Here is a 23,719-nt window from a genome sequence, read left to right on the forward strand (position 1 = left end):
GTGAGCAAAGCTGTTGCCATATCCCGAAATGATCGTCCCTCGGTAGATGTCACTATTGGTGATCACGCTGAACAACTGAGCTCTCAGCTCCAGGCTATGAGCGAAGCCCTGTTCCCTCCGACGTCGCACAAGAGTTTGCGCAAATTCACGTCGGGTGAAGCGGCGCGCCTAATGAAAATATCTGATTCGACCCTTCGAAAGATGACTCTGGCGGGTGAAGGTCCTCAACCCGAACTCGCCAGCAACGGAAGGCGCTTCTACACACTCGGTCAGATTAACGAAATCCGGCATATGCTGGCAGGCTCTGCCCGCGGACGCGAGAGTATCGAGTTTGTGCCCCATCGGCGCGGCTCGGAACACTTGCAGGTCATTGCGGTGACCAATTTCAAAGGCGGCTCCGGCAAGACAACAACGTCAGCCCACCTTGCTCAGTATCTTGCATTGCAGGGCTACAGGGTACTTGCTGTAGACCTCGATCCGCAGGCCAGCCTATCGGCACTCCTCGGCGTTCTCCCGGAGACGGATGTAGGTGCCAACGAGACACTGTACGCGGCAATCCGGTACGACGACTCTAGGCGGTCGCTCAAAGAGGTGATCCGCTCAACGTACTTCGATGGTCTGCATCTCGTCCCGGGAAACCTCGAGCTTATGGAGTTCGAGCACACAACCCCAAAGGCCCTGACTGACCGTGGTTCGAGAGATGGGCTTTTCTTCACGCGTGTCGCCCAAGCATTTGACGAAGTCGCTGACGACTATGACGTCGTTGTGATCGACTGCCCTCCCCAGCTCGGTTTCCTGACACTCAGTGGTCTGTGCGCCGCGACATCAATGGTCATTACGGTGCACCCGCAGATGCTCGATATCGCGTCGATGAGTCAGTTTCTGCTTATGACTCGCGATCTTCTCGGTGTCGTGAAGGAGGCCGGAGGGAATCTACAGTATGATTTCATCCGCTATCTGCTGACCCGGTTCGAACCTCAGGATGCCCCGCAGACGAAGGTCGCGGCGCTGCTGAGGAACATGTTCGATGATCACGTCCTGACTAATCCGATGGTGAAGTCTGCGGCGGTTTCCGACGCCGGCCTTACGAAACAGACGCTCTATGAAATCGGGCGAGAGAATTTAACTCGTTCGACATACGACCGGGCGATGGAAGCTTTGGACGCGGTGAACGCCGAAATCGAAGGATTGATTAAGGCTGCCTGGGGACGCCCATGATTGGAGTATTACAGGATCCCTACATACCGTTGGGAGCTCCCAACAGACTCCACCAGAGCCGATTTCTGTTTTCGTTGCAGGGATCGTATCCAACAATTTTGAACCAAAAGGTTGGGGGAAGCCGCCGCCCAAGCTGCTTTAGCCGCAGCTTGTTGGGAGCTCCCAACAGGCCGCCTTCCGCCGGATGCGGTGCTTCGAAACTAGCTTGCGGAGATCAACGCCATGAGCCGTAAGGACGCGATCGACTCATTGTTCCTCAAAAAGCCGGTTGTGAGCGAAAAGGCTGCAACGGACAAGTCAGCTGCCCGTGTGCGCACTGGCGCAATCTCCGCGATGGGCTCGTCACTGCAAGAGATGGCGGAGGGAGCGAAAACCGCAGCTCGACTTCAGGATCAGTTGGCTTCGGGCGAGGCGGTCGTTTCCTTGGATCCGTCGATGATTGAAGGATCGACGATTGCCGACCGATTGCCGACCGCTATTGACCCAAAATTCGATCAGCTCAAGGCAAGCATCGCTGAAAACGGACAGCAAGTCCCGATCCTCGTTCGACCTCATCCGGAAAAGACTGGCCGGTATCAAATTGCATACGGACGTCGGCGGCTACGGGCTGCCATAGATCTGGGTCGAGAGGTGTCGGCGATCGTCCGAAGCCTGACCGATCGTGACCTGGTGGTGGCTCAAGGACGAGAGAATCTTGATCGCGCCGACCTTTCATTCATTGAGAAGGCGCTCTTTGCGCTCCGGCTCGAGGATGCGGGTTTTGATCGCGCAACCATTACTGCTGCCCTATCGACCGACAAGTCTGACCTAAGCCGCTATATCGCCGTCGCGCGGAGCATTCCAGAAAAGCTTGCTATCCAGATTGGCCCGGCCGCGAAAGCGGGTAGATCGCGCTGGGCAGCGCTTGCTGAAAGCCTCGGGAAACCAAAGGTCATGGACGCTGTTGAGGCGATTCTGGGGTCTGAACGGTTCTTGGCCGCAGATAGCGATGCTCGTTTCGCTCTCATCTTCGATGTTGCATCGAAGCGGCCGGCCAAGCCTTCCAGGAAAGTAAAAAACTGGAGCACGCCGAAGGGGAAAAAGGCGGCGCGCATCCAGTTAGAGACCGGGAAGACAGCATTAATTTTCGACGAGAAACTGGTGCCATCTTTCGGAGAGTATGTCGCGGACCAGTTGGATCGTTTGTATGTCCAATTTCTTGAAACGAATGAAGGAGAGAAAGCCGACCGAGGGTGAGATTTGCATCAATTCCGAGCCGCGCTCGGTAGAGATGAAAAACTACGAACCGCAAAAGAAAAAGGCCACCGAAACAAATTCCGGAAGCCCTTCTCTGTAGTGTCGCGACTAAGAGAATCGCATTTCCGAGAATCACCGTCAAGAGTCTTCTGAGGCTCAACGCCGTTTCGGCGAGCAGATTTCTTTTGCCTAGCAAAAGGTAAAAGGAAATGCAGACGCATATCTCGACGACGCCCTTCGGGCGGCGGGCGATGACGCTCGGCCATATCGCAAGTCAAATGACTGCAAAGGCAATCTCACCTGACGCTGCCGTCCACAAGTGGCAGGTCTTCCAGCATATCCGCGAAGCGCGGGAACTGATTGGTGCTACGGATCGGTCACTCACGATTCTCAACGCATTGCTGTCGTTTCACCCGGACACATCCTTGAGCGGCGACGCGGAGCTTGTAGTCTGGCCGTCCAACGAGCAGCTTGCTGCGCGCGCAAATGGGATGCCGCCGACGACCCTCAGACGGCATATCGCGGTGCTTGTCGATTGCGGCGTGATCATCCGCCGCGACAGCCCCAATGGCAAACGCTTCGCTCGCAAGGGAAGGGGAGGGGAGATCGAACAGGCCTACGGCTTCGACCTGTCGCCGATCGTGGCGCGGGCGGACGAGTTTCGAGACCTGGTTGAGGCACTGCAAGCTGAGAAGAAGGCGTTTCGCGTTGCGAAGGAGCGTCTCACGTTGCTCCGGCGCGACATCGTCAAGATGATTGAAACCGGCATTGAGGAGAACGTTCCGGGGAACTGGGGCAGGGTCACGCAGACCTATCAGCGGATCATCGCGAGGCTCCCACGTTCGGCTCCCCGGCAGCTTGTGGACGACATTGCGCAGGAACTTCACGAACTCTGCGTCGATATCCGTGACGTGTTGGAATCATTCGCGAAAACGCAGAATCTGGACGCCAATGAGTCCCATTCCGGTCGTCACATACAAAATTCAAAACCAGACTCTAATTTTGAATCTGAATACGGCTTTGGAAAAGATGATGAAGTGAGCGGCGGCGTTGCGGAAACCGTCAACGTGCGGAGCCTGCCGAAACGGGAGCTACCATTGGGGATCGTGCTGGATGCCTGCCCCGAAATCCGTGAACTGGCACAAGGAGGGGATATCCGGCACTGGCGAGACTTGCTGGCGGCCGCGGAACTGGCCCGGCCGATGCTGGGGATCAGCCCGAGCGCCTGGCGGGAAGCCTGTGAGGTCATGGGAGAGCAGCATGCCGGGATCACGCTGGCCGCGATCTACCAGAGGGCCGGTCAGATCAGCAACGCCGGCGGCTATTTGCGCAGCCTGACGGACCGCGCCAAGGACGGGAAATTCTCGACCTGGCCGATGATCATGGCCTTGCTCAGGGCAAAGCTCGATGCGCAGAAGTCCGGCGACGATCGCGGTCTGGCTGGGAGCCGATCGAATGATGCGGCCGAAGCCGGAGATCGGCTGCAGGTGTCGGATTCACTGTTGAAGAGCTTGAAGGGCCTGCAGACGCCGAAATCGCGATGAAGGCCGCGCTGCTATCCGGCGCTGGAGATCAGTCCCGATCGGCGGGCACGATCGATGAGGTTCTTCACGGACGAGGGCGACCATTTCGAGCCGCCGCGCGGAGTGCGCTCATGCAACCTTTCGAGTTGGGCCGCGATTTCGCGCAGCGTCAGGTCCGAGTTCGACGAGTGAATGCCGGCGACCAACGTCATCAAGCGATCTTCAGGCGGACGGGGAGGGGACTTGCGAAGCAACGCCGCATCGGCCATGCGCTCCGCGACCATCCACTTCACGGCGCGGCGAAGACGCTCTGGCGTCCAATCGAGGCCGCGTTGGTTCAAAACGCGGGCGATGTCGTCCCAGGTGTGATCCGGCCGCATGCGCCGAACGGTCGGAAGCCATTGATTGGCGGTAGCCTGGATGCGATCGCCGTAAGCCGCTTTCTGCGCCGCGGTCATTTTGGCCAGCGCCTCGGGCCGTTTTTCCCGGATACCCGGGTTGCCGGGCAGTCGGCCCTTCGCTTTTGCGGCCTTGATGCCTGCCTTCGTTCGCTCGGAGATCAGTGCGCGTTCTAGCTGCGCCACGGCGCCAAGCACCTGGAGAGAAAACATTCCCTGCGGCGTCGACGTGTCAATCGGATCGCGGAGCGACCGAAAATGCGCGTTCTTCGCAGTCAGATCCTCGATCACCTTGAGCAAATGACTAACGGAGCGCGCCAGACGATCGAGCCGCACGACCACAAGTGTGTCGCCGGCATTGATCTCTCGAAGCAACTTGGACAGGGCTGGACGGGCGCGCGATGCGCCGGATCCGTGTTCCTGAACGATGACGTCACAGCCGGCCGAGCGGAGCTCAATCTCCTGGGCCTCCGTCATCTGTTCGTCCGTCGAGACGCGCGCATAGCCGATTAGCCGGCCCTGTGGTCGACGGGAAGTGCGATTGCGTGTGTCAGCGGGCATCTGGAGCGCCTAAGAGAGTTGTTCTGGTGCGGATTTCCAATTGTAGAAGATAAGGATAACCGATCGTTTGTAAACGTCTCTTGTTGCCATTTGCCGGGGCGCTGAATGTCGAAAACCATTGGAAAATGGCCATTCTCGTCGACGTGAGGCGCGGTGGGCATACCTCTGTTCAATCCGGAAGGCCTAGCCGCCTTTACTAAGTACGCGCGCGGGAAAAACTACCTATGTGACGGAAGCGAAGGACATGATAGCTTCCGTATCGGATTGGCAGGCATTTTATTACAATGGCTTACGAAATTGAGAAATTGCCTCTGGAGACGCTTCTTCCAGCCATTGCACGGGCCGAAGATCGACTTGCCCGACTCGACGAGGTTGTACGCCGCAGCCCCGTCGGCGATGGTTTTGTCGAGCGGGGACATTTCTTTGATGCGGCTGCCAGTATGTGGGTGGCGGGCGAACTCATCCATGTCGAGGACCTCGTGCTCCACGATGCCCAAATGGATATCCGGGCGCCCACCCATGAGCTGACCATCGGGCACACGATCCTCCGTGCTCGGCGTCGGATCTTCGGTGCCGATCCCGCCTGGGCGGTCAGCGAGGGCGGCGTGGCTGCACTGACAGGAGCGGTTCTCGGCGCGGAGCGGCAGCAAGAGTTCGCGCTGCCCGGGCGAGCAGGGGAGGGGAGCGTCGATCTCGACGATGATGAGGATGGTGTGCTTGCCCGCGAGTTCGCTGATATTGATGCGATCATCAGTCGCTCGCAGCGAGTCCTCGACGCGTTGAGCGACGGCTCTGCGCCGACATCCGCAGCGCGCCCCTCACTCGCCGTCGGCGACCTGGTTATCCGCGACCCAGACTGGGATGAGGCGGAACGGCTGTCACAATGGCGTTCGGTCCTGAAATGTGCCGAAACACTGCCACCCGCACTTGCGGCCGTGCTGTTGTACGACGCCTGGGAATCCTTGGAGCCGGTGCAACGCCAGCACTGGCTCGGTGGCCAGCTCGTCGTCGCCTATCTCCGGTCGAGCGGCAAGATCATCTCGCATCTGCTGGCATACAATGTCGGGCTGAAAGCTGTTCCTCGAGAGCGACGTCGCGCGAGAGAGCGAACGACGCGGTTGCTCGCTTTCCTTGAGGCGATGTCGATCGCGGCGGAGGCTGGCATGAAGGAGATCGTCCGGCTCAACCAGGCGCGGGATCAGATGGAGCGGAGGATGCGCGGCCGTCGCTCGTCGAGCAGCCTTCCGGCGGTGATCGATCTGATCCTGTCGCGCCCGATCGTGTCGGCGTCCATGATCGCAAAGGCGGCCGGGGTGACGCCCCGCGGCGCTCTGAATTTAATTGGCGAGCTTGGTGCTCGCGAGATGACGGGCAGGGGTAGATACCGAGCGTGGGGCGTTCTCTAGACCCGCACGACCTTGCTCCCTTGCCACCAGGTGGCCCGACCATGCAATGCGTTTCACTCTAGCAGGGTTATTCAGCGCTTGTTGAAAACCCTCGTCCACTGAAATTCGCTTGACTGGTTTCACCGAAGGCGCCATTTTCAGCAAATGTTGAAAACCGACGACTCATTGAATGAACTCGAAAGCCAAGCAGCGAAGGTTGTTGAGGGGCTGCTGCAAAGTGTGCCCGTCTTACGGATAAACAAAGTGGAGCTGACGTCACCACGCTCCGGCGTCGATATTCTGGTAGAACTCAACATCGATGGGCATCACCATTTCCTGGTTTGCGAGGTCAAGCCAGCGGGCCAGCCGCGGCATGTGCGTGCGGCCCTCCTTCAGCTCCACAAAGTCGCGGATCATTTCGATCCACCGGCAACACCGATCTTCATCGCGCCATATCTATCGCCGGATGCGCAAGCGCTATGTCGGGAGTTCAATGTTGGATTTATCGATTTCGTGGGGAACGCGCGGATCGCGTTCGAAAGCGTCTTCATCGAGCGGCAGGTCGATGCGAAGCCACCCGCGGTCCACCGCAGTCTGAAATCAATATTCAAACCAAAGTCGGCGCAGGTTCTTCGGGTTCTTCTTCGCGATCCTATTCGACCATGGCGAGTCGCAGACCTCGCCCAGGCCTCCGATGTCAGCCTTGGCCACGTCAGTAATGTTCGGAGCGAGTTGGTCGACCGCGAATGGGCCGAGGTTACGGAAGATGGCTTGCGGCTTTCTCAGCCCGATGGACTCCTTGACTCTTGGCGCGAAGCCTATGAAGCGCCGGCAGGCGAGCGCATGAGTTTTTACACGACGCTCCATGGCCAATCCTTGGAGGCCTCTGCGCGAGGCGCACTTGGTGCACAGGAAGGCTATCCCCACGCTGCGTTCGCCTCGTTTTCGGCGGCGCACTGGCTGGCCCCTTATGGCCGCGTTGCCACACAACATTTTTACGCGGATGCGGCCGGGCTCAACCGTCTGCGCGATGCCCTGAAACTTTCCCCCGCGGCGTCGGGAGCGAACGTTGTGGTTACGGTGCTTAAAGACCGTGGCCTCTTCAACGATATCGTCGAGCCTGCCCCGAATGTAATCTGCACGAGTCCCGTCCAAACCTATCTTGATCTTTCCATCGCGGGCGAACGCGGAGCGGAAGCTGCTGAACATCTCAGAAAGGAACTCCTTTCATGGCGAAAATAGTGCCGCCCGAGCCTCAGTCCGCAGCGGATTATGAGGACCGCACAACGAAGGCCGTGAAGGGTGTCCTTGTCGAAATCGGACAGATCCTCGGCAGCTTCAAAGGGAAGTTCGCGGTGATTGGTGGTGCGGTTCCCTGGCTGCTGCTCGACAATGAGGACATGCCTCATGTGGGGACACTTGATGTCGATCTCGGCCTCGACGCGGAAGCCCTCGGCGATGGCGAGTATGTGAACTTGGTCGAGGCTCTCTTGGGCAATGGGTACAAGCAGAGGGAGGAACTTCGGCGCTTTCAGCTTGTCCGTCAGGTGCCGGTAAACGATGGCGGGGCGCCCATCGACATCGTCGTCGATTTCCTCATGCCCCGTCACGCGGAGATCGTGAAGAATAGCCCGCCGATCTTGAGCGATTTTGCTGTTCAGCGCGCTGACGGAGCGGACCTTGCTCTTCGCTTCTACCAACTCGTCGCGATATCCGGAGATATGCCGGAAGGCGGCACCAACCGCGTCGAGGTAGCCGTATGCTCGATTCCTGCCTTGCTTGCGATGAAGGGCTATGCCCTCAACGGCCGTCACAAGCAGAAGGACGCCTGCGACATCTATTATTGTATTCGAAATTATCCTGATGGGATCGAAGCCCTGGCCGCAGCGTGCAAACCGCTACTCGAGCATGAGAGCGGCTCACAAGGCTATCAATATATTGCGGAGAAGTTCGACGCGCCCGAAGGATATGGGCCGACCAGCGTCCGAAAATTCGTTGCTGAGACGGATATCCTTGATGGTCGCACACCCGAGCAATGGCAGCAGGATGCCTTCGGGCAGGTCGACGCGTGGCTGCGAGCTCTTGGTTTGCGACATTGACATAGTCACGAGGCGGAACTCGACGGCATAAAAACACATGATTGGGGGGAATGTGGGTAGTTCCGGATCACGCTGGCTCCGATGGGAGCCTCATATTCATGCACCGGGTACCGTACTGAACGATCAGTTCAATGGCACCGACAGCTGGGAGCAATATCTCACCAGGATTGAAATGGCGGCGCCCGTCATCCGCGCGCTAGGCGTCACCGATTACTATTTGCTCGACACTTATGAGCGCGTCCGTGATGCGAAACACCGCGACGGTCGCCTTCCTGGCGTCGACCTTGTCTTTCCGAATGTGGAGCTGCGACTTGCCTTTGGGACCGTCAAGGGCAACTGGGTGAACTGCCATCTTCTCGTCAATCCGCAGGATCCTGATCATGTAGGGGCTACACAGCGCTTCCTCGCGCAATTGACGTTCGAGTATTCTGGGGATCGGTTCGCATGCACGCCAGACGAGCTCACGCGCCTCGGCTCGAGGATCGATCCCGGTCTCTCTGGACGAGCTGCACTCGCACGTGGCGCGACGCAGTTTAAGGTGAGCTTTGAACAGTTGGTGGAGCTCTATCGCGCGATCGATTGGGCCCAAGCCAATGTTCTCATAGCAGTTGCCGGGAGCGAGCATGATGGCACGTCCGGCATGCGGGGCGAAGCTGAAGGGGCGCAGCGACAGGAGGTTGAGCGGTTCGCTCACATCATATTCGCCAGCAGCATCAGTCAACGGGATTTCTGGTTAGGCCGTAAAAGCAGCGCCACGCCGGACGATATCCGCTCCCGGTATGGAGCACTCAAACCCTGTCTGCACGGAAGCGATGCCCATGAGACAGCAAAAGTCGGGGCTCCCGACGGCGATCGCTATTCCTGGGTAAAGGGGGGTGCTCACTTCGACTCGCTGCGTCAGGCGGTCATCGATCCTGCCGGACGGGCATTTGTCGGCGCCGCACCTCCGACCCGCGCCACGCCCTCGCAGGTGATTTCTTGCGTCACAATCCAAAATGCCGACTGGGCGGCAATACCCGTCGTCGAGCTCAACCCTGGGCTCGTCGCCATCATCGGCGCGCGGGGTTCAGGAAAGACGGCTCTCGCCGACGCGATTGCCGCAGGTTGCGATGCGGCTTCTGAACATCTCAGCCCTGCCTCCTTGCTTCTCCGAGCAGGGGATCTACTCGAAGGGGCAAGTGTCCGACTTGACTGGGGCAGCGGCGACCCATCCGAACGCGATCTGCTCGACTACGACTATGATGCCGAGCTAGACGGACGCTTCCCGCGGGCGCGTTATCTTTCGCAGAAGTTCGTCGAGGAACTGTGCTCGGCTGACGGAATGACCGATGCACTTCTGGCCGAGATCGAACGAGTGATCTTCGAAGCGCATCCCGAAAAGGATGGGACATTTCGCTTCGACCAGCTTCTGGAGCTGCGGGCAACGCGCTTCCGCCTCGCTCGCCAGCGCGAAGAGGATGCCATTTCCACGCTCTCGGATCAGATCGGCCTCGAGCGGGAAAAGAAGCGGCAGATCTCTGGGCTAAAGCAGCAGCTCGCCCAGAAGGAGCAGACCGTCAAGGGATTGGAGAGCGATCGCGACAAGCTCATCGTGAAAGGGAGCGAGGCACGGGCCGACCGTCTTTCAGCCATCACCAATGCCGCCGAAAAGGTGCGTTCGTACGTCCGGTACTTCGCCAATCAGGAGAGTTCGCTCCTCGGCCTGCAGGATGAGGTGAAGGCGTTTCGGCAAAACAAAGCGCCGGAAGCGCTTCGGCAGACGAAATCGAGCTTCGTCGCGGCTTGTCTCGATGACACGGACTGGCAAGCATTCCTGCTTGAGTATCATGGTGACGTCGACGCCGCCCTGGCAGCCAAGCTTGAGACCGCACGAAAGAATGCGGCAGCGTGGCGAGGGGTGCCTCCGGCACGTATCACCGATCCCAATCGGTCCTATCTGGCAGAGGGTGCGGACCCAGAGAAGACGCCGCTTGCAGTGTTGGAGGCGGAGGCATTGCGTCTGCAGGCTCTCATCAATATCGACACCGAGACCGCGCAGAAGTTTGCAGCGTTGGTCAAGCGCATTGCCGAGGAGAATACTCAGATCGAGGCCAGCCGCGCCACGCTTGCCGATTGCGAAAAGGCCGCTGTGCGCATGGCGGATCTCAGCAAGCAGCGGCGGGACAGCTACCTACGCGTGTTCGAAGCGATTATCGCCGAAGAGCAGGTCCTGCGTGACTTGTATCAGCCTCTGGTCGACCGCCTACAGGCCGCCCAAGGCACGTTGCAGAAGCTGTCCTTTTCGGCCAGCCGGCATGCCGATGTAAAGCAGTGGGCCGCGCTCGGCGAGAAGCTTTTCGACCTGCGGCGCGCCGGCGATTTTAAGGGAAAGGGCTCGATCGAACAGTGGGCCAACGCCAACCTCCGAAAGGCGTGGGAAACAGGTGATGTGGGCGCCATCGATACGGCGATCCAGCACTTCACTGATGCCTGGCAGGACGAGCTTCTCGCGGTGGCCAATGTACCGGCGAATGATCAATCGGCATATCGAAGCTGGCTGATGCGTTTCGCAAAGTGGCTGTTCAGCACCGACCACATCCAGATCGCCTACAGCATCGATTACGAAGGCACCGACATCACAAAGTTGTCGCCGGGTACGCGCGGGATTGTCTTGCTCCTCTTGTACTTGGCGCTCGACGAGAGCGATCATCGGCCCCTGATCATCGATCAGCCCGAGGAGAATCTCGATCCCAAATCGATCTTTGATGAACTGGTCGCCTTGTTCATCGCGGCCAAGGCCAAGCGGCAGGTCATCATGGTCACCCACAACGCCAACCTCGTGATCAACACGGATGCTGACCAGATCATCGTCGCTAGCGCCGGCACGCATAGCCCTGGCGAACTGCCGCCAATCACCTACGTTTCCGGAGGACTGGAGGACGCCGACATGCGCCATCAGGTGTGCACTATCCTGGAAGGGGGCGAGGACGCCTTCAAGGAGCGCGCTCGGCGTCTTAGGGTAAGGTTGCAGCGATAGACTGATGGATCTCCGTTCTATCGATGCGCTCCCCTTCTCCGTTAGCCGGTTCGATGGTCGTGAGAAAAGAATGCAAGGCCGCGCAGCTGGCAGCGTCGCGGTGTGCTAGGCCGCACGCCGGGACCGTGTTGGGCAGGCGATCGGGCTCCGCTGCCACACGAGAGAACAGGAACCCGACCGCCAGGAGCTATGTCAGCGCGAATGGCCCCTCATCCCAGGAGGCTTCAGTGAAGTCGTTGAGCATGAGACCAAGACGACCGGGATCGGTCGCAAGCAGGTAATGCCATTGGCCATATTGCCCCAGTCGGTTGACGGCATCAGTCCAGCGCTGTGCCGCTTTCGCCTTTGCGTCCGCGCCGTCCGTCATCTGGCCTTTGATCTCGATGACGACATTCTGGTCCGTGTCGGTGACGACGATGAAGTCCGGCACATATTTGGCCGGAATTCCACGATTCCGATAGGGAATGAAAAAGCCAAGCCGGTCATTCTTGACCCACCTTTTCACGCCGGGATGACTATCGAGAAGGAAGGCGGCGCTTTGCTCCCATCGCTGCGTGTCGGCGACCATCGCATTCAGATGGCAGTGTGTCACGGGATAGATGGGCTTCGTCGTATGGAAATCGACATAGAGGGTGCTGCCACGCCCGGCTGCACCCTGCGGGACGACAGCGACCTCTGCGTCGGCGGTTGATGAACCCTTCTTGATCGCCTCAAGCAGGGAGCCGATCGCTGCCTGCATATATTCGCCGACCAGCAGAACGTCGCAGGGCTGGCTGCCGCCTTTCCGATCCAGCTTCTCGGCCAGGAAGCGCTTTGCAGCGAAAGCGACCTTTGGAAAGAGATGCTGTGTCGGCACCGCCGCCGCGCCGTTATCGGCCTGCCAGCGCAGGCAGATTTCGCGCGCGAGCCGGAAGGCGACCTGCTGGTCGCGGAACATCGCGCGCCAGTCCTTGAGCGACAGGACCGGCTTTTCGCCCGGACCGTAGGCCGCGAGAGTGCCGTCCGGCGTCGTCAGCGGGGTCAGCTCGACGATCTGCGGAATCCTCATCGGATCGATCGTGACCTTGGCGACCTGGTCCCAATCGATGAAAAGCTCAAACTGCCCGGACTGGTGGTAGCCGGTCACGACCGGAAAGGTGATCTCGAACTCGGCCTTCTCGGGCACCGAATAGATATGATTGGGTTCCGGCTGCGGGGGAGTCGGTCCGGCAGGCGCAACCTTGAACGGGATCAACTCGAACGGCACGCCGAAGACCTTGGCGGTCTCCTCGGCGAACATCTGCGTTTCCTCGTTCAGGGCATAGCTCTTGCGGCGCAGCGCCCGGCCGACAACCTGTTCGCAGAGCAACTGCGATCCGAACGGTCGCAGGCCGACAATATGTGTGACGGTGTTGGCGTCCCAGCCCTCGGCCAGCATTGCGACCGACACGATGCAGCGCACGTCCCGGCCCGGCGGGATGCGCTCGTCGATCCATTTCAGGGAGCCGTCATTGTCGTCGCTGGCGACCTTGTCGTTGTGTTTGCGGACCAGCTCCGACCATTCTTCCGGCACCTTGCCGCCCGGCCATTCGGCCTTGCCGACCGTATCGAGGATGTAGCGCAAGCGGCGGGTCTCGTCCTTGCTGCCGCCTTCCTCGATGTCCTCGATGACCTTTGAGTCGATGCGGACCGTGACCTCCTGACCGGGTGAATTCCGAAACCAGGGCGGGGAAACGCCATAGCCGTCATTGCCGTTCGCAAGCCAGGAATGGACTTCCTTGGCGACGGCCGTGTCGCGGCAGACGACAATGAAGACAGGCGGCACGGGATGTTTGTGCTGCTGCTTCGAGAACTGCTCCCATTCAAGAAAGCGCTCATGCCACTCGGCCGCCAGTAGATTGATCGGCGCGCTGGCATAATTCATGACCAGCTCAGGTGTGAGATTGGTGCCGTAGCCGTCTTCCTTGGCTTTAGCCTGCACCCATCGCCAGATATTGAAATAAGCAGCTTCCTCGGCCCCGGTCACGTCACGGGCGGGCAATTGCGGGATTTTGACAAGGCCGGACTCGATGGCATCGAGAAGGCCGAAGTCGGAAACGATCCACGGGAACGGCTTACCGACCTCATTGCCGGAACCCTGAATATAGAAAGGCGTAGCCGACAGATCGACGCAGAGATTGATCCCGCGCCTGCGGCTGCCGCCGGCAAGACGGTTGATGCGGTCCAGCCCCTCGATCCAGATCGTGGCCTCGCGCTCATTCTTCTTCGCAAGGTCCTTGTCTTCCTCAAGAGCCTGATCCTCGGCTCCGGCGTCGCCGCGCCGATAGGCGTGATGCGCCTCGTCGTTGAAGATCAGCCAGTGCGGGCTGCGTCCTTTTCCGCTGCCCAGCTCGCGCCGGATGCGCTTGAACCAGGCCGCGTCGGATTCAAAGTATTTGATTTCGACGGATTCGTTTTCCTTGCCTGCGTTTTTCACGACTTCCACAGGCTCTCCGGTCTTCACGACCTTTGCGGAATCGCCGTTGACGGTGTTGGTTTCCTTCTTCGCAAGGCGGTGCCAGTTCGCGATCATGACCTCGCCGCGCCGCAATTCCTCCATGCGGTGCGGCGGCACAAGCTGGCGCGTGCGATAGAGGCTCAGGTCGCCGAGCGCAGGGTCCAGCTCCTGCAAACGCTCGCGGATCGTGACGTTGGGGCAGACGATCAGGATGGTGTCGGAAAACCGATCGTCGCGGGGCGAGGCAGTGCGGTTGAGAATCGACCAGGCCGTCAGCATGCCCATGACGGTGGTCTTCCCGGAGCCGGTCGCCATCTTGCAGGCGTAGCGGATGAAGGCGCGAACGCCGGCGGCCTTCGCCTCCAGGCCGGGTTCGTCCTTTGGAATCTCCGGCAAGCCCTTGTGGTAAACGTCGTTGGCCTCGATGAGGAAGATGATCGTCTCGACGGCCTCAATCTGCGCGAAGAACAGCCGCTGCATCCGGTCGCTGCTGCGCCATAGCTCCAGCAATTCCTTGGTGACGGGCGACGCGCCGTCATAGGCGATACCGCCGGACCGACTGCCTGAACGCCATTCCTTCACCCGATCGCGGATGAGGTTGACGATCTCGAGCTCGATTTCCTCGCCCTTCTCGCTCTCGAAAAGCTCGGCCTGCTTCTTATTCTTCCGTCCGCGCCCGGCGTGTTCCGGCACGCGGTAGAAATAGCTGGCGCGCCGTCGTCCTTCTGCCTTGACTGGCGGCTTCCCGCGTTCAATCTGCCAATGGTATTCCGGCTCGCGGAACGGCGAATTGATGATCGGGGAATCGACCTCCGCGACGGTCAGCGGCGGTTGTTGCTTCTCCTGCGCGGCGGGCATCAGCGGGCTCCCTCCGCGCTTTTGACGACCATCAGCTCATTGCCGCGCTCGTCGATGGCCTTGACCGCGATCCGTTTCTTGTCGCCGAGAACGAACGGCTCGCTGACCGTTCCCGCCAGATGTTCCCAAACAGTGTCGGCGAACTGGCCCTTGAGCGACTTCTGTAAATTGTCCCACGCACTGGTCTTCGGGAAAAACACCTGGGACGCAAGAAACGCCATGCCATTGTAATTGGTGTCGAGCATCCAGCACGGCAGGTTTTCGGCCTTGATCTCGTCCGTCTCCATCGTATCGGGCCGGAAGATATCGAGCCCCTTGATGACGACGCGGTGCAGCGGCGTCCCGTCGTCGCGCTTGCCGGCCGTTTGCAGCTCCACGTCAGGCAGGCCGGTGATCGAGAATATCTCGCTGGCCTTGCTGGTCTTGAGCAGGTCGGACATGACCACGTCCGGCGTCACAGTCACATAGACTGTCGGCAGCTTCAGCTTATCGAGCATTTCCCGCGCCTTCGCCTGGATCGCGAAGCCGAACAGGAAAAGCTGCTGGTATCCCTGCTGCAACGCCTCAGTATGAGCGTTGAAGACATATTCGGAGCCGATCGCGCCGTCCTCCGGCCCGAAGACGAAGGCGATGCGCTTGTCGGTCCCGTTCCGCGCCACGCCCTCGGCATGAAGATATTCACGGTCGGCAAGAGGGCTGACAGTGTCCAGCTCCAGCGTCACGTTGCCCGGCAGACGCAGCGTCTTGCTCTGCCGCAGGACTTCGATCATCCGGTCGAGATAGGCGCGCGGGCTGCTCGATTGCGGCTGCGCCGCCTGCTGCGGCGCTTCTTCCTCAAGGCTCATCGCGGCCTGAATCGTCGCCTCCACGGTGAAGGGGCCGCAGACGCGGGTGATCTTGTCATTGACATCAGCACGATCGACGAGGATCTCCATCTTTGGATCTTCGTCATTGGCGATAGATTTCAGTGTGATCCGGGGCACCAGGCCCCCGACTTCCTCGCCCTTCTTGTTGCGCTTGCGTTCGTAAATGAAGCCGCCTGCCGGACCTTTCGACGGCTCTTTCAGCCTGTACCAGGGAAAGGTGCTGGTCAGGAGGCGCTGCCGGGCGAGTGCTATCGGAACCCGCGATGTGTCAACGGTAATCCAGCGACGGCCCCACTGCTCGGCGACCACAGCCGTGGTGCCGGAGCCGCAGGTGATGTCGAGCACGAGATCACCCGGATCGGTGGTCATGTGCACGCACCGCTCGATCACCTTGAAACCGGTCTGTACGACATAGACCTTATCGTCGGTGAAGTTGCCGGTGATGGTGTCGGTCCAGATGTTCCCTATTTGCTGGAAGGGAAAATCATCTGAAAATCTGCGATAACGGATGCTGTTCTTTGCGACATGGATGCGTCCGGCCGTGGCGAGCCGGTTCATCCCATCGGGATAATTGGCCTTCCAGTGCGAGTTGCCTCCTGGAAGATACGTCTTGCCTTCGTATTCAAATGGCTGCGGTTCCGATGCCGAACCCTGCGACTGAAGATCGCCAGGGTTGTATAGCTTAACGTCTTTCGGGAGTTCGTCTTCCCCTCTCGCTTCCGCAGCAGTCACTCCGCGGTAAGTACCATCAGGCAATAGCGCCCAACGCGCATTCCCCTTTCCAAGCTCCACCGGCTGCGGAGCGAACACCTTGTTGTAGCGAACGCGCTCCTTGTCTTTCGCGTACCAGAGAAGGAAGTCGCCCACGGTTGGAAGGGTGTTAGATTCAAATCCTGAAGTTGTCTGGAAGCTGATCTGTGAAACAAACCCGCCCGGAAATACCTCGTCCAGCACTTCCCGGACATGGTGGATATTATCGTCCGAAATCTGCACAAAGATCGAGCCGGATTCAGAAAGCAATTCCTTCGCCAGCATCAGCCGATCACGCAGGTAGGTCAGGTATGAATGCAGGCCTAGTTCCCACGTATCGCGGTACGCCTTAACCATTTCCGGTTCCCGGATCATCTCGTCGTCCGACCCGTGTGTGACGCGGTTTTTGCGAACGAAGGGCTGGAAGTTCGACCCGAATTTCACGCCATAGGGTGGGTCGAAATAGATCATCTGAACCTGACCGCCCATGCCCTCATATTCGAGCAGGGAGTTCATGACCTGCAAAGAATCGCCAAGAACGAGCCGGTTGGTCCACGGCCCCTTATGCTCGTAGGCGTCGAGCTTGTCGGCCACGTCGAGGTCGATATCGCCGAACAGGTCAAGATTGGTGCCGAGCGCCTTGTGCGATTTGAGGGTTTCGAGAATGGCCTGCGTCGAATGACGCTCATGCACGAATAGCGGCAGCGTTGGCACCGTCACCTGCTGCCGCTCGGCCTTGCCGGTCCAGTTGAGGAACGGTTTGGTCAGGCTGCGCAGCCGCGCCGCGCATTGCGACAGGGACGTGAACCGTTCCTCGGTGCCCTGCCAGACCTGCGGTTCAGCAAAGACGGCGGCCTCGCCCTTCTCGGCGGCATCGGCAACCAGCGTCAAAAGCCATTCAGCGAAGGCACGATCAGCGTTTTCATCCCATGAGAGTTCGGGCGCAAGGCTGGAATCGTAGCGGTAGGTCCTGGGCGCTTTCTTACTCGAAAACTGCGCTTCAACGCCGACATCGGGGCGCTGCACTGACTCCTGTTTATGCTTGTATATCGATGCGCCCGAAAGATTATCCTGCACCATACCGAAAACTACCCTCCTGCCCCAAAATTCTTACTGCTGCCCTTGCTGCGCATCGTGCAGCTTGCTGTCGATATTCAAATCACTTTTCGGCCTGAGTGATATTTGCAGATCAGCCAGCTCCGCGACAACCTCAGATTCAAATCTCGTAAATAGCTGAACTAACTCTTCCTGTCGTGGCTGACCGAATGCCAATCGATAGGTCGCCAAAGATTTCTTTAAATTTCCGTAGCGCTCAACTTCTCTGCTGAACGGGGGGATAAGAACTACGCGCTCGATTTTTTCGTCACCGGGGTATAGCCAGTAAGGCACGATGTCACCAGGGCGGCTCTGTGATATCTCCTGCTGCCGAGCGGCCTCGAACATGCTTTCCCATGGTGCGACACAATCATCGCCACGGATCGCAAAATCACCAAGCTTGGCAGCAATATTGCGCCGGACGGCGTGGTTCTTGAAGCGATGAACCCGCCCTTCGCGTTGTTCTATGTCAACCGGATTTCGGGGCAGATTCCAGTGCACGATACGGGCACAATAGGGATGGAAGTCCAAACCTTCCTGGCCAATCGAGGTTGTCGCCAGAACAAATGGACGAAAAGGCGACTTGAAGGCGGCTTGCACGAGCGTCGTACGGCGAACCCCCTTTTCGTCCTCCGCTTTTGTCGCAAATCGCATCGCAAAACGCGCCCGCACCTCGAACGTCTTATCGTGCAAGCGCGAGCGCCCTGCCGTCCAGTAATCCAGCGTTATTTGAGCTGGCCTCAATGCGACGACTTCTACGACCTTGTTGGCGATGAGAGCCGCGCGTTGTCGCGCGTCCAGTTCGGCAGCATGCTCAGCATCGACCACGAGCTGGAGATATTCGTCCAAAACAGCGGTCAGGTCGTGTCTCGCGGCATGCGCATTGACCTGGCGCCAGTAGTTCAGGGGCGATGCTTCTCCCAACAACGCCCTGGTTTCCGGCTGATTATACAGGCTCCGAAATCCGAGCGCGATCGCCATCGCTGCCCCGACAAGGGCAGGGTCGTTCAGAGGTAGCTCTGGGCATAGGCGGCACAGCGCGCGAAGTGCGCAGGTTGCAGGGGACCCGAGGGCAAATTCTGCGAGCTTGTCGTAGGAATCCTTGACCTCTGCATCGTCGAGATGATCTTCGCCTTCGAGTGCGTTTCCTATTATCTCGATGGCGCGCGCCATTGCCCCGTGTTCATCATGGCCTTCATGCTCGATCGCACCGAGCCTTCCCCAGTCCACGCCGTTCCCCAATTCTTCCTCAAGTGTGAGCGGCAGGAGCCGATCGGATCTCTCGGTCAGACGTGTTAGATGCTTTGCGTCGATACGCAGTTAACACTTCGACTGCTTGGAGATGCAGCTCATCATAGCTTGGCGCACGTCCATACCGGCGCTCCAATGCCAAGGGGTCGATCCACGACGCCAGGGTAGGGGAAGGGCAGAGCATTGGCATCATCTCCTCGATGCCAATGGGACGGCTGGTGCGGCTGACGAGGTCGGCCGTCATCCCCATGCGCCGACTTGCTTCATGCGAAAGAAGGGCGGCGACCGCGTCAGGCACCATCGACCAATCCGAAAATATGAGCGACTTGGTTGCCGGGATCTGCTCGCCGAACGTTGGCCGAGACGGCGGAATCCACAACGCGCGATCAAGCTGATGCTGGAAGGCCGTATCCGCCATAACCCGCATTCTTGCGTTACGAAGCGGAATCTCCCCATAGCCCTCGACCTGCTCCTTGCTGATGAGGAACGGAGCGGCAGTCTTGATTGCGTGGCGAAGTTCTTTAGATGGCCGGAGCTTCACCATCTGTAGTTTCTGCCGGAGCTTGTAGTCACGCATGAAATTGAGAAGGTACGGCGCCGACTTCCAATACTCCACTACGCCCGGCGCACCGACGATCGCTGCTACCTGAGCAATCACCTTCGCCTCCTTAAGATCCTCTGTTTCGATCGTCAGCTGCGGCTTGTTCTCCCTGACCAGCGCATTGCGATCATCGCTGGAATCAACGCGCTCGGTTCGGGCAATGACCTCACTCAAAATGTGTTGAACGCGATCACGCGTGACGCGGGCATCAAATCTTGTCTCCGGCATTGCCTGCAATGCCCGGCGAAAACGAGTCAGTTCGTGCTCCAGCTCCTTGATCCGCGCATCGCCATCTTCTGCGCCAAAGAGGAAGCGCATGGTGCGTAGGAAATCACTGTAGTGATCGCCATCTTCTGGATCGTCGCTATTCAAGGTCAGCATCCGGTATGGTGTTGCTGACAGGAGCAGCAACCGAGCTTTCGAGCCGTCGCCGCCAGAGTAGGAAAAGAGCGCCCGCGCGAGCTCCGCCGCGGCTGCCTTTTCAGGAGCCAACTGCGCATCGTGTTCGTGCAACAGGTCGGCGAACCGCTGAAATTCGTCAAGGATGATCAAATCGGGGGTCAACGCATCGACACAGATACGTGCCAGGATCCGGCGCAATTCCCCTATGATGGAAGCTGGCCGCTGATCGACGGGATAGTTTGGATTTTTCTTACTCCTCGCCAACTCCGCGGCTGCGCGAATCCGCTGGATGAATTCATCTCCAACAGCCGCGTTGAAATTCTTCGAGATCTCCTCGGAAATTTTCTGCGTGCGTATCCAGTCAGTCCAGCCAGGCCAGTTTTCTGCCTCCACGCCTCCGCGGAAGACGCGCTGCACGCCGCCGTGTCTGATGCCGAGCCTCTTTCTCAGCATCTCGTAAATCAGGACTCGTTCTTTTGCGGTACCCAATGATGACTTCAGATCGAGTGCTGTTCCTGGGGTGAGGCTGATAAGGTTCACGGGCTTTGAGGCAATCCCGCCCTCCTGCTCGATTTCGAGCGGTAGCAAAGTGAGGCGGGTATTGAGAGGTTTTGTCGCCGAGCCAATAACGTTGAGGGACTTGATGTTCTGCTCGGCAATCGCCTGGCTGGAGCATATGTAGACGACGTCGATACGGTCGACTTTACCGGTCAACTCCTGGATTGCTTTAGCAATGACTCCCCGCGCCACCATGGTCTTTCCAAGGCCCACCTCGTCGGCAACGAGAAACTGCGCCGTGGTCTGCGCATCAGTGAATAGACGCCGAAACACGTAATTGACTGTGGCCCGCTGAAAAGGTTTGAGGAGCTTTAGATGCTCTTCTGCTTGATAAGTCATTTTCGGGCTCCTTTGATGGCTACGAGCGGCGCGAAGCTGGCCCACAACTGAAGAAAATCCTCGGGGACTATGCTTTTGCCACCGTCATCTAGGCGCTTGATGAGGTGATCGATCTCGGCGAGCTCACCACCACCGAGGGTGAGGGCTCGCACCATCGGCTCCAGCAACGCGTTTCCACCTTGACCGAGCCGTCGAAGCCATTGGCCCTCACCGGCAGTTTCGCTTTCGAGGAAGCTGCCTTCACCCAAACTCCCGAGAAGCAAGCTCAGATAGCGGAAGAAGTTCTCGACATTGGCAATATGTGCTCGCAGGACGGCAGCATCCCGGCCGTCGGGCAGACCGATGAGACGGGCGCCCAAAGTGAACGCAATCTCTACGCCTGTACCCTCATCGCGGAGCCTCATTCCAAGCCAGCGTGTAACGTCGCTCAAAGGGACGCTGCTTACAGCCATTCTCGGCGCCGTGCCGCAGAGCAAAGGCGCAGCGTCATATCCCCGTTCATTCGCAACCGTAATGGGGCGAACGAAACATCTCACTCCCGCCGGTATTTCGATCGGCGAAATCTTGCCGGATAGCACCAGTTCGAGCCCAATGGCGTCGGGTAGTTGGGTACAGTGTAGGTCGAGCGGCAGCGCCGCGATCCTGATGCGCAAATTTTCGAGCACTTTCTCAGCGGCTGCAGCGGCATCCTGCCCGGGCGGCTCAGATGGCACATAGGGCGTCAGAAGTCGTTGAAATTCGTCCGAGAAAAGGGTTTCGGCAATTGAACCCATGCGGCTTTTGGGGCCGTCCAAGGTTGCCATGATTTCTACGTTTTGGGTACGACCGCCGCGGCCGGGGATCAGCGCAGCGCTCGTTGCGTTGGCGGAGCCAAGGTGGATATGAAGACGTGATCCCCGCTCTACCACGTAGGCCTTGGCATGAAGGCCCTCAAGATCGGCAGAATCTATCTCGTCACGATCTTCTTCCTCGTAACGAGTCGCTCGGTCATCGAGGGTCCGTATATCAAAAAGCTCGCGAATCTCAGGCTTGATGCAATCCAGTTCCTCGGCCCGTGCCACGAGTTGACAGGCTGACGGCTCCTCGTAGTCTTTGGCCAGGTGCGCGAGCGCGGCACTGCTTACGAAAGGTGAGAGAACGGCGAGGCGCTCGCCCTTTTGCGGAGACCAGGCGCCAGGTTTCAAACCATTCACTGCGAAGGTGACTTTGGTGGCGCCAGCGGGGAGATCATCCCAGAAGCAGTGCTCGAGATCGCGCGCGAGCGACGGAAGAAATTTGGGTGCCGGCGGGCGATTTGCCGAATTGGCCAATCCCGGAAGTGCGCGAAGAAGCTGCACGACAGGCTCGTTCGCATCGTTGATATCGTCGCCAACCTTCCCGTCGAGGCAAAGAGCCAGGTCCCAGCATCGATCATTCGTGAGACTCCGTGACAAGATGGCGAGCCGCATGCGCGTGGGCTGTCCCTCTTGTTCCGGTTGGAAACGGATGCACCACAGCTTCGGATGGAATGCACCGCCCTCCGGCGCCGAAACCTCGATTATCGTCTTCTCGTAAAGCGCCATCAACCGTGCTGCATTCGGGCGCGCCTCCTTGATGCGACCCCGATCACAGTAGATGGCCATTCTGCCGGCCATCCGTTCGACGCTTTGCAGCAGGGCCAGCGGGCTCCGCAACATCTCGTCACGGTTCTCGGCGTCTCGAAAAACGATGGCGATTGGAATGGTGAGCGCCGTCTCGAAGTCAAGCGAGTAGGTTGTCGCTGCGGCATTGTCGAACCGATATTGATCGGGCGCGCGCACAAGAGACGTGTAGAGTTCGCGATTTTCAGGGTTGAACACGGGTTCAGCCGGCATCGGCGAGCTCCCCGAGGTAGCTTCTTGAAATACCCCATCTGAAATCGAGACGGGCGTCGCCAGAAGCACCTGACCATCTCTCCAGTGGCGCATCGTGCAGCAGACGCGCCTTCAACCGCTTCAGGCCATGTTCTCGATGCTTTAGAAGCTCGATCGCTGCACTGTCTGTCTCTAATTGGACCGAGCCATCCCGTGCCATGGATGCCCAGCTGCGGATAAAATCACGAGACGACTTCGTCAAATTGTGGCTGGTCTTGCCAATAAGGCAAAAGAGATCGTCGAGATCCCACTCATTCAAGCTCAGATGCTTGAGCTCTGCCCTCCAGGCTTCAAGCCGCGACCGGTAATGCTCCAGCAGGGCTGGAGCATCTGCATGCTTCTTGGCGTTCGGTCGCGTAGCGGCGCGGAGCGCCAGCAGAAGATTGTAAAACAGACTGGCGCCATACATCACGCCCGAGAACCTTTCGGCGTGACGCAACATCGCACGATTGGATTTCGAGATGTTACCTTCGTCCACCTGCCACGGCCAATCCTGAGAATAAGTCTCACCCGTGCGCGCCAGTTCATTCAGCAGTGTTGGCTTTGCATTGCCGGCAATGCGATCTCGCAGGAAATCCGCTTCTTCTAATGTCAGCGCAAACGTTGCCTCATCAAACAGATTGCCGGGTGCTTTAGGTAGGGTTGGCGCCCATAGTTTCAGATCGTGATCCTTCAGGCTTTCGGGACCATAGGAGAGGAAAGTCGCTTGGGACCCTGCCAGGGTGCGTATACCAAGAGTGTTTAGACCTGCCCAATAGACGCTTGAGGCAAGCCGCTTGAGGTTTCGGCCGGCATCTCGGCCGATCACACCGATCGTTTCCTCGCCACGAAGCAGAGCTTCGCTCAATCGGAATTCCAGGTCCCGAGCAATATTCGTCCGCTCCGCTTGTGTCGCCTTGCGACTTTGCGCCTCAAGGTAGATCCAAGGAATAAAAAGCATATAGCGTAGCCGCGTCTGGATTGTGCTGGTGCCTGGAAAAAGGAGATCGGCAAGAGCATCGCGCACTGTTCCCAAACCTAGTTCATCGCGAGCTTCAGGTTGTTTGAAGAGATCGATCAGCGTTTGTGCGCGTCGCCGCTCCTCGGGGTCGAAATCAATCCAAGCAAGATAGGACATACAAATTCCGTCTAGGGCGCTGAGTGGAACAGAGGGCTCGTTCCTGCCGCGGAAGTGGTCACGGTTTGAACTGGCCTG

Annotated in this window: 14 protein-coding genes; 7 read left to right on the forward strand and 7 right to left on the reverse strand. The window is 58.8% G+C overall.

Annotated elements, in window-relative coordinates; genetic code table 11:
• The 3 genes from repA to repC form a co-directional block, all read left to right on the forward strand.
• A partial coding sequence (gene repA, locus K0P03_RS32795; protein WP_336314311.1) for a plasmid partitioning protein RepA occupies positions 1-1,218 on the forward strand: 1,218 nt, incomplete at its 5' end.
• 222 nt (positions 1,219-1,440) lie between these two features.
• On the forward strand, positions 1,441-2,454 hold the full coding sequence (gene repB, locus K0P03_RS32800; protein ID WP_160872130.1) for a plasmid partitioning protein RepB: 1,014 nt from the start codon (positions 1,441-1,443) through the stop codon (positions 2,452-2,454).
• Positions 2,455-2,663: 209 nt separating this feature from the next.
• Entirely contained in the window at positions 2,664-3,998 is a 1,335-nt protein-coding gene (gene repC / locus K0P03_RS32805) for a plasmid replication protein RepC (RefSeq protein ID WP_272791876.1), read from the forward strand.
• An 11-nt stretch (positions 3,999-4,009) separates the two neighbouring features.
• Here repC and K0P03_RS32810 read toward each other — a convergent pair whose 3' ends face one another.
• Positions 4,010-4,936 carry a recombinase family protein gene (locus tag K0P03_RS32810; RefSeq protein ID WP_272791877.1) on the reverse strand — a complete coding sequence of 309 codons (927 nt, stop codon included), beginning with the start codon at positions 4,934-4,936 and terminating at the stop codon, positions 4,010-4,012.
• A 284-nt stretch (positions 4,937-5,220) separates the two neighbouring features.
• Here K0P03_RS32810 and K0P03_RS32815 point away from each other — a divergent pair, with 284 nt between their 5' ends.
• The 4 genes from K0P03_RS32815 to K0P03_RS32830 all read left to right on the forward strand — a co-directional run bounded on the left by K0P03_RS32815 (position 5,221) and on the right by K0P03_RS32830 (position 11,436).
• Complete coding sequence (locus K0P03_RS32815; protein ID WP_272791878.1) at positions 5,221-6,342, forward strand: RHE_PE00001 family protein; 1,122 nt, start codon at positions 5,221-5,223, stop codon at positions 6,340-6,342.
• 144 nt (positions 6,343-6,486) lie between these two features.
• Entirely contained in the window at positions 6,487-7,563 is a 1,077-nt protein-coding gene (locus tag K0P03_RS32820) for a type IV toxin-antitoxin system AbiEi family antitoxin (protein ID WP_272791879.1), read from the forward strand.
• Entirely contained in the window at positions 7,551-8,420 is an 870-nt protein-coding gene (locus K0P03_RS32825; protein ID WP_272791880.1) for a hypothetical protein, read from the forward strand. The genes K0P03_RS32820 and K0P03_RS32825 overlap by 13 nt, the downstream gene beginning before the upstream one ends.
• A gap of 52 nt (positions 8,421-8,472) precedes the next feature.
• Positions 8,473-11,436 carry a TrlF family AAA-like ATPase gene (locus tag K0P03_RS32830; RefSeq protein ID WP_336314312.1) on the forward strand — a complete coding sequence of 988 codons (2,964 nt, stop codon included), beginning with the start codon at positions 8,473-8,475 and terminating at the stop codon, positions 11,434-11,436.
• 187 nt (positions 11,437-11,623) lie between these two features.
• Here K0P03_RS32830 and K0P03_RS32835 read toward each other — a convergent pair whose 3' ends face one another.
• Genes K0P03_RS32835 through K0P03_RS32860 form a run of 6 tightly spaced genes read right to left on the reverse strand, consistent with a single transcriptional unit; the run spans position 11,624 to position 23,641 of the window.
• Positions 11,624-14,770 (reverse strand): BPTD_3080 family restriction endonuclease, encoded by a 3,147-nt coding sequence (locus K0P03_RS32835; protein ID WP_272791882.1) that lies wholly within the window; start codon positions 14,768-14,770, stop codon positions 11,624-11,626.
• Complete coding sequence (locus K0P03_RS32840; protein ID WP_272791883.1) at positions 14,770-17,466, reverse strand: site-specific DNA-methyltransferase; 2,697 nt, start codon at positions 17,464-17,466, stop codon at positions 14,770-14,772. Before K0P03_RS32840 ends, K0P03_RS32835 begins: the two co-directional genes overlap by 1 nt.
• A 30-nt stretch (positions 17,467-17,496) precedes the next feature.
• Positions 17,497-18,711: a C-terminal helicase domain-containing protein gene (locus tag K0P03_RS32845; RefSeq protein WP_272791884.1), complete on the reverse strand. Its 1,215-nt coding sequence runs from the start codon at positions 18,709-18,711 to the stop codon at positions 17,497-17,499.
• A gap of 19 nt (positions 18,712-18,730) precedes the next feature.
• Positions 18,731-20,632, reverse strand: a complete 1,902-nt coding sequence (locus tag K0P03_RS32850; RefSeq protein WP_272791885.1) for a hypothetical protein — start codon at positions 20,630-20,632, stop codon at positions 18,731-18,733.
• Positions 20,629-22,485, reverse strand: a complete 1,857-nt coding sequence (locus tag K0P03_RS32855; protein ID WP_272791886.1) for a phospholipase D family protein — start codon at positions 22,483-22,485, stop codon at positions 20,629-20,631. The genes K0P03_RS32850 and K0P03_RS32855 overlap by 4 nt, the downstream gene beginning before the upstream one ends.
• Positions 22,475-23,641 carry a DUF6361 family protein gene (locus tag K0P03_RS32860; protein WP_272791887.1) on the reverse strand — a complete coding sequence of 389 codons (1,167 nt, stop codon included), beginning with the start codon at positions 23,639-23,641 and terminating at the stop codon, positions 22,475-22,477. The genes K0P03_RS32855 and K0P03_RS32860 overlap by 11 nt, the downstream gene beginning before the upstream one ends.
• Between the last annotated feature and the right edge of the window lie 78 nt (positions 23,642-23,719).

Origin of the sequence: Shinella sp. HY16 (genome assembly GCF_028534175.1) — a bacterium.
In the GTDB taxonomy this organism is placed as follows: Bacteria; Pseudomonadota; Alphaproteobacteria; order Rhizobiales; family Rhizobiaceae; genus Shinella.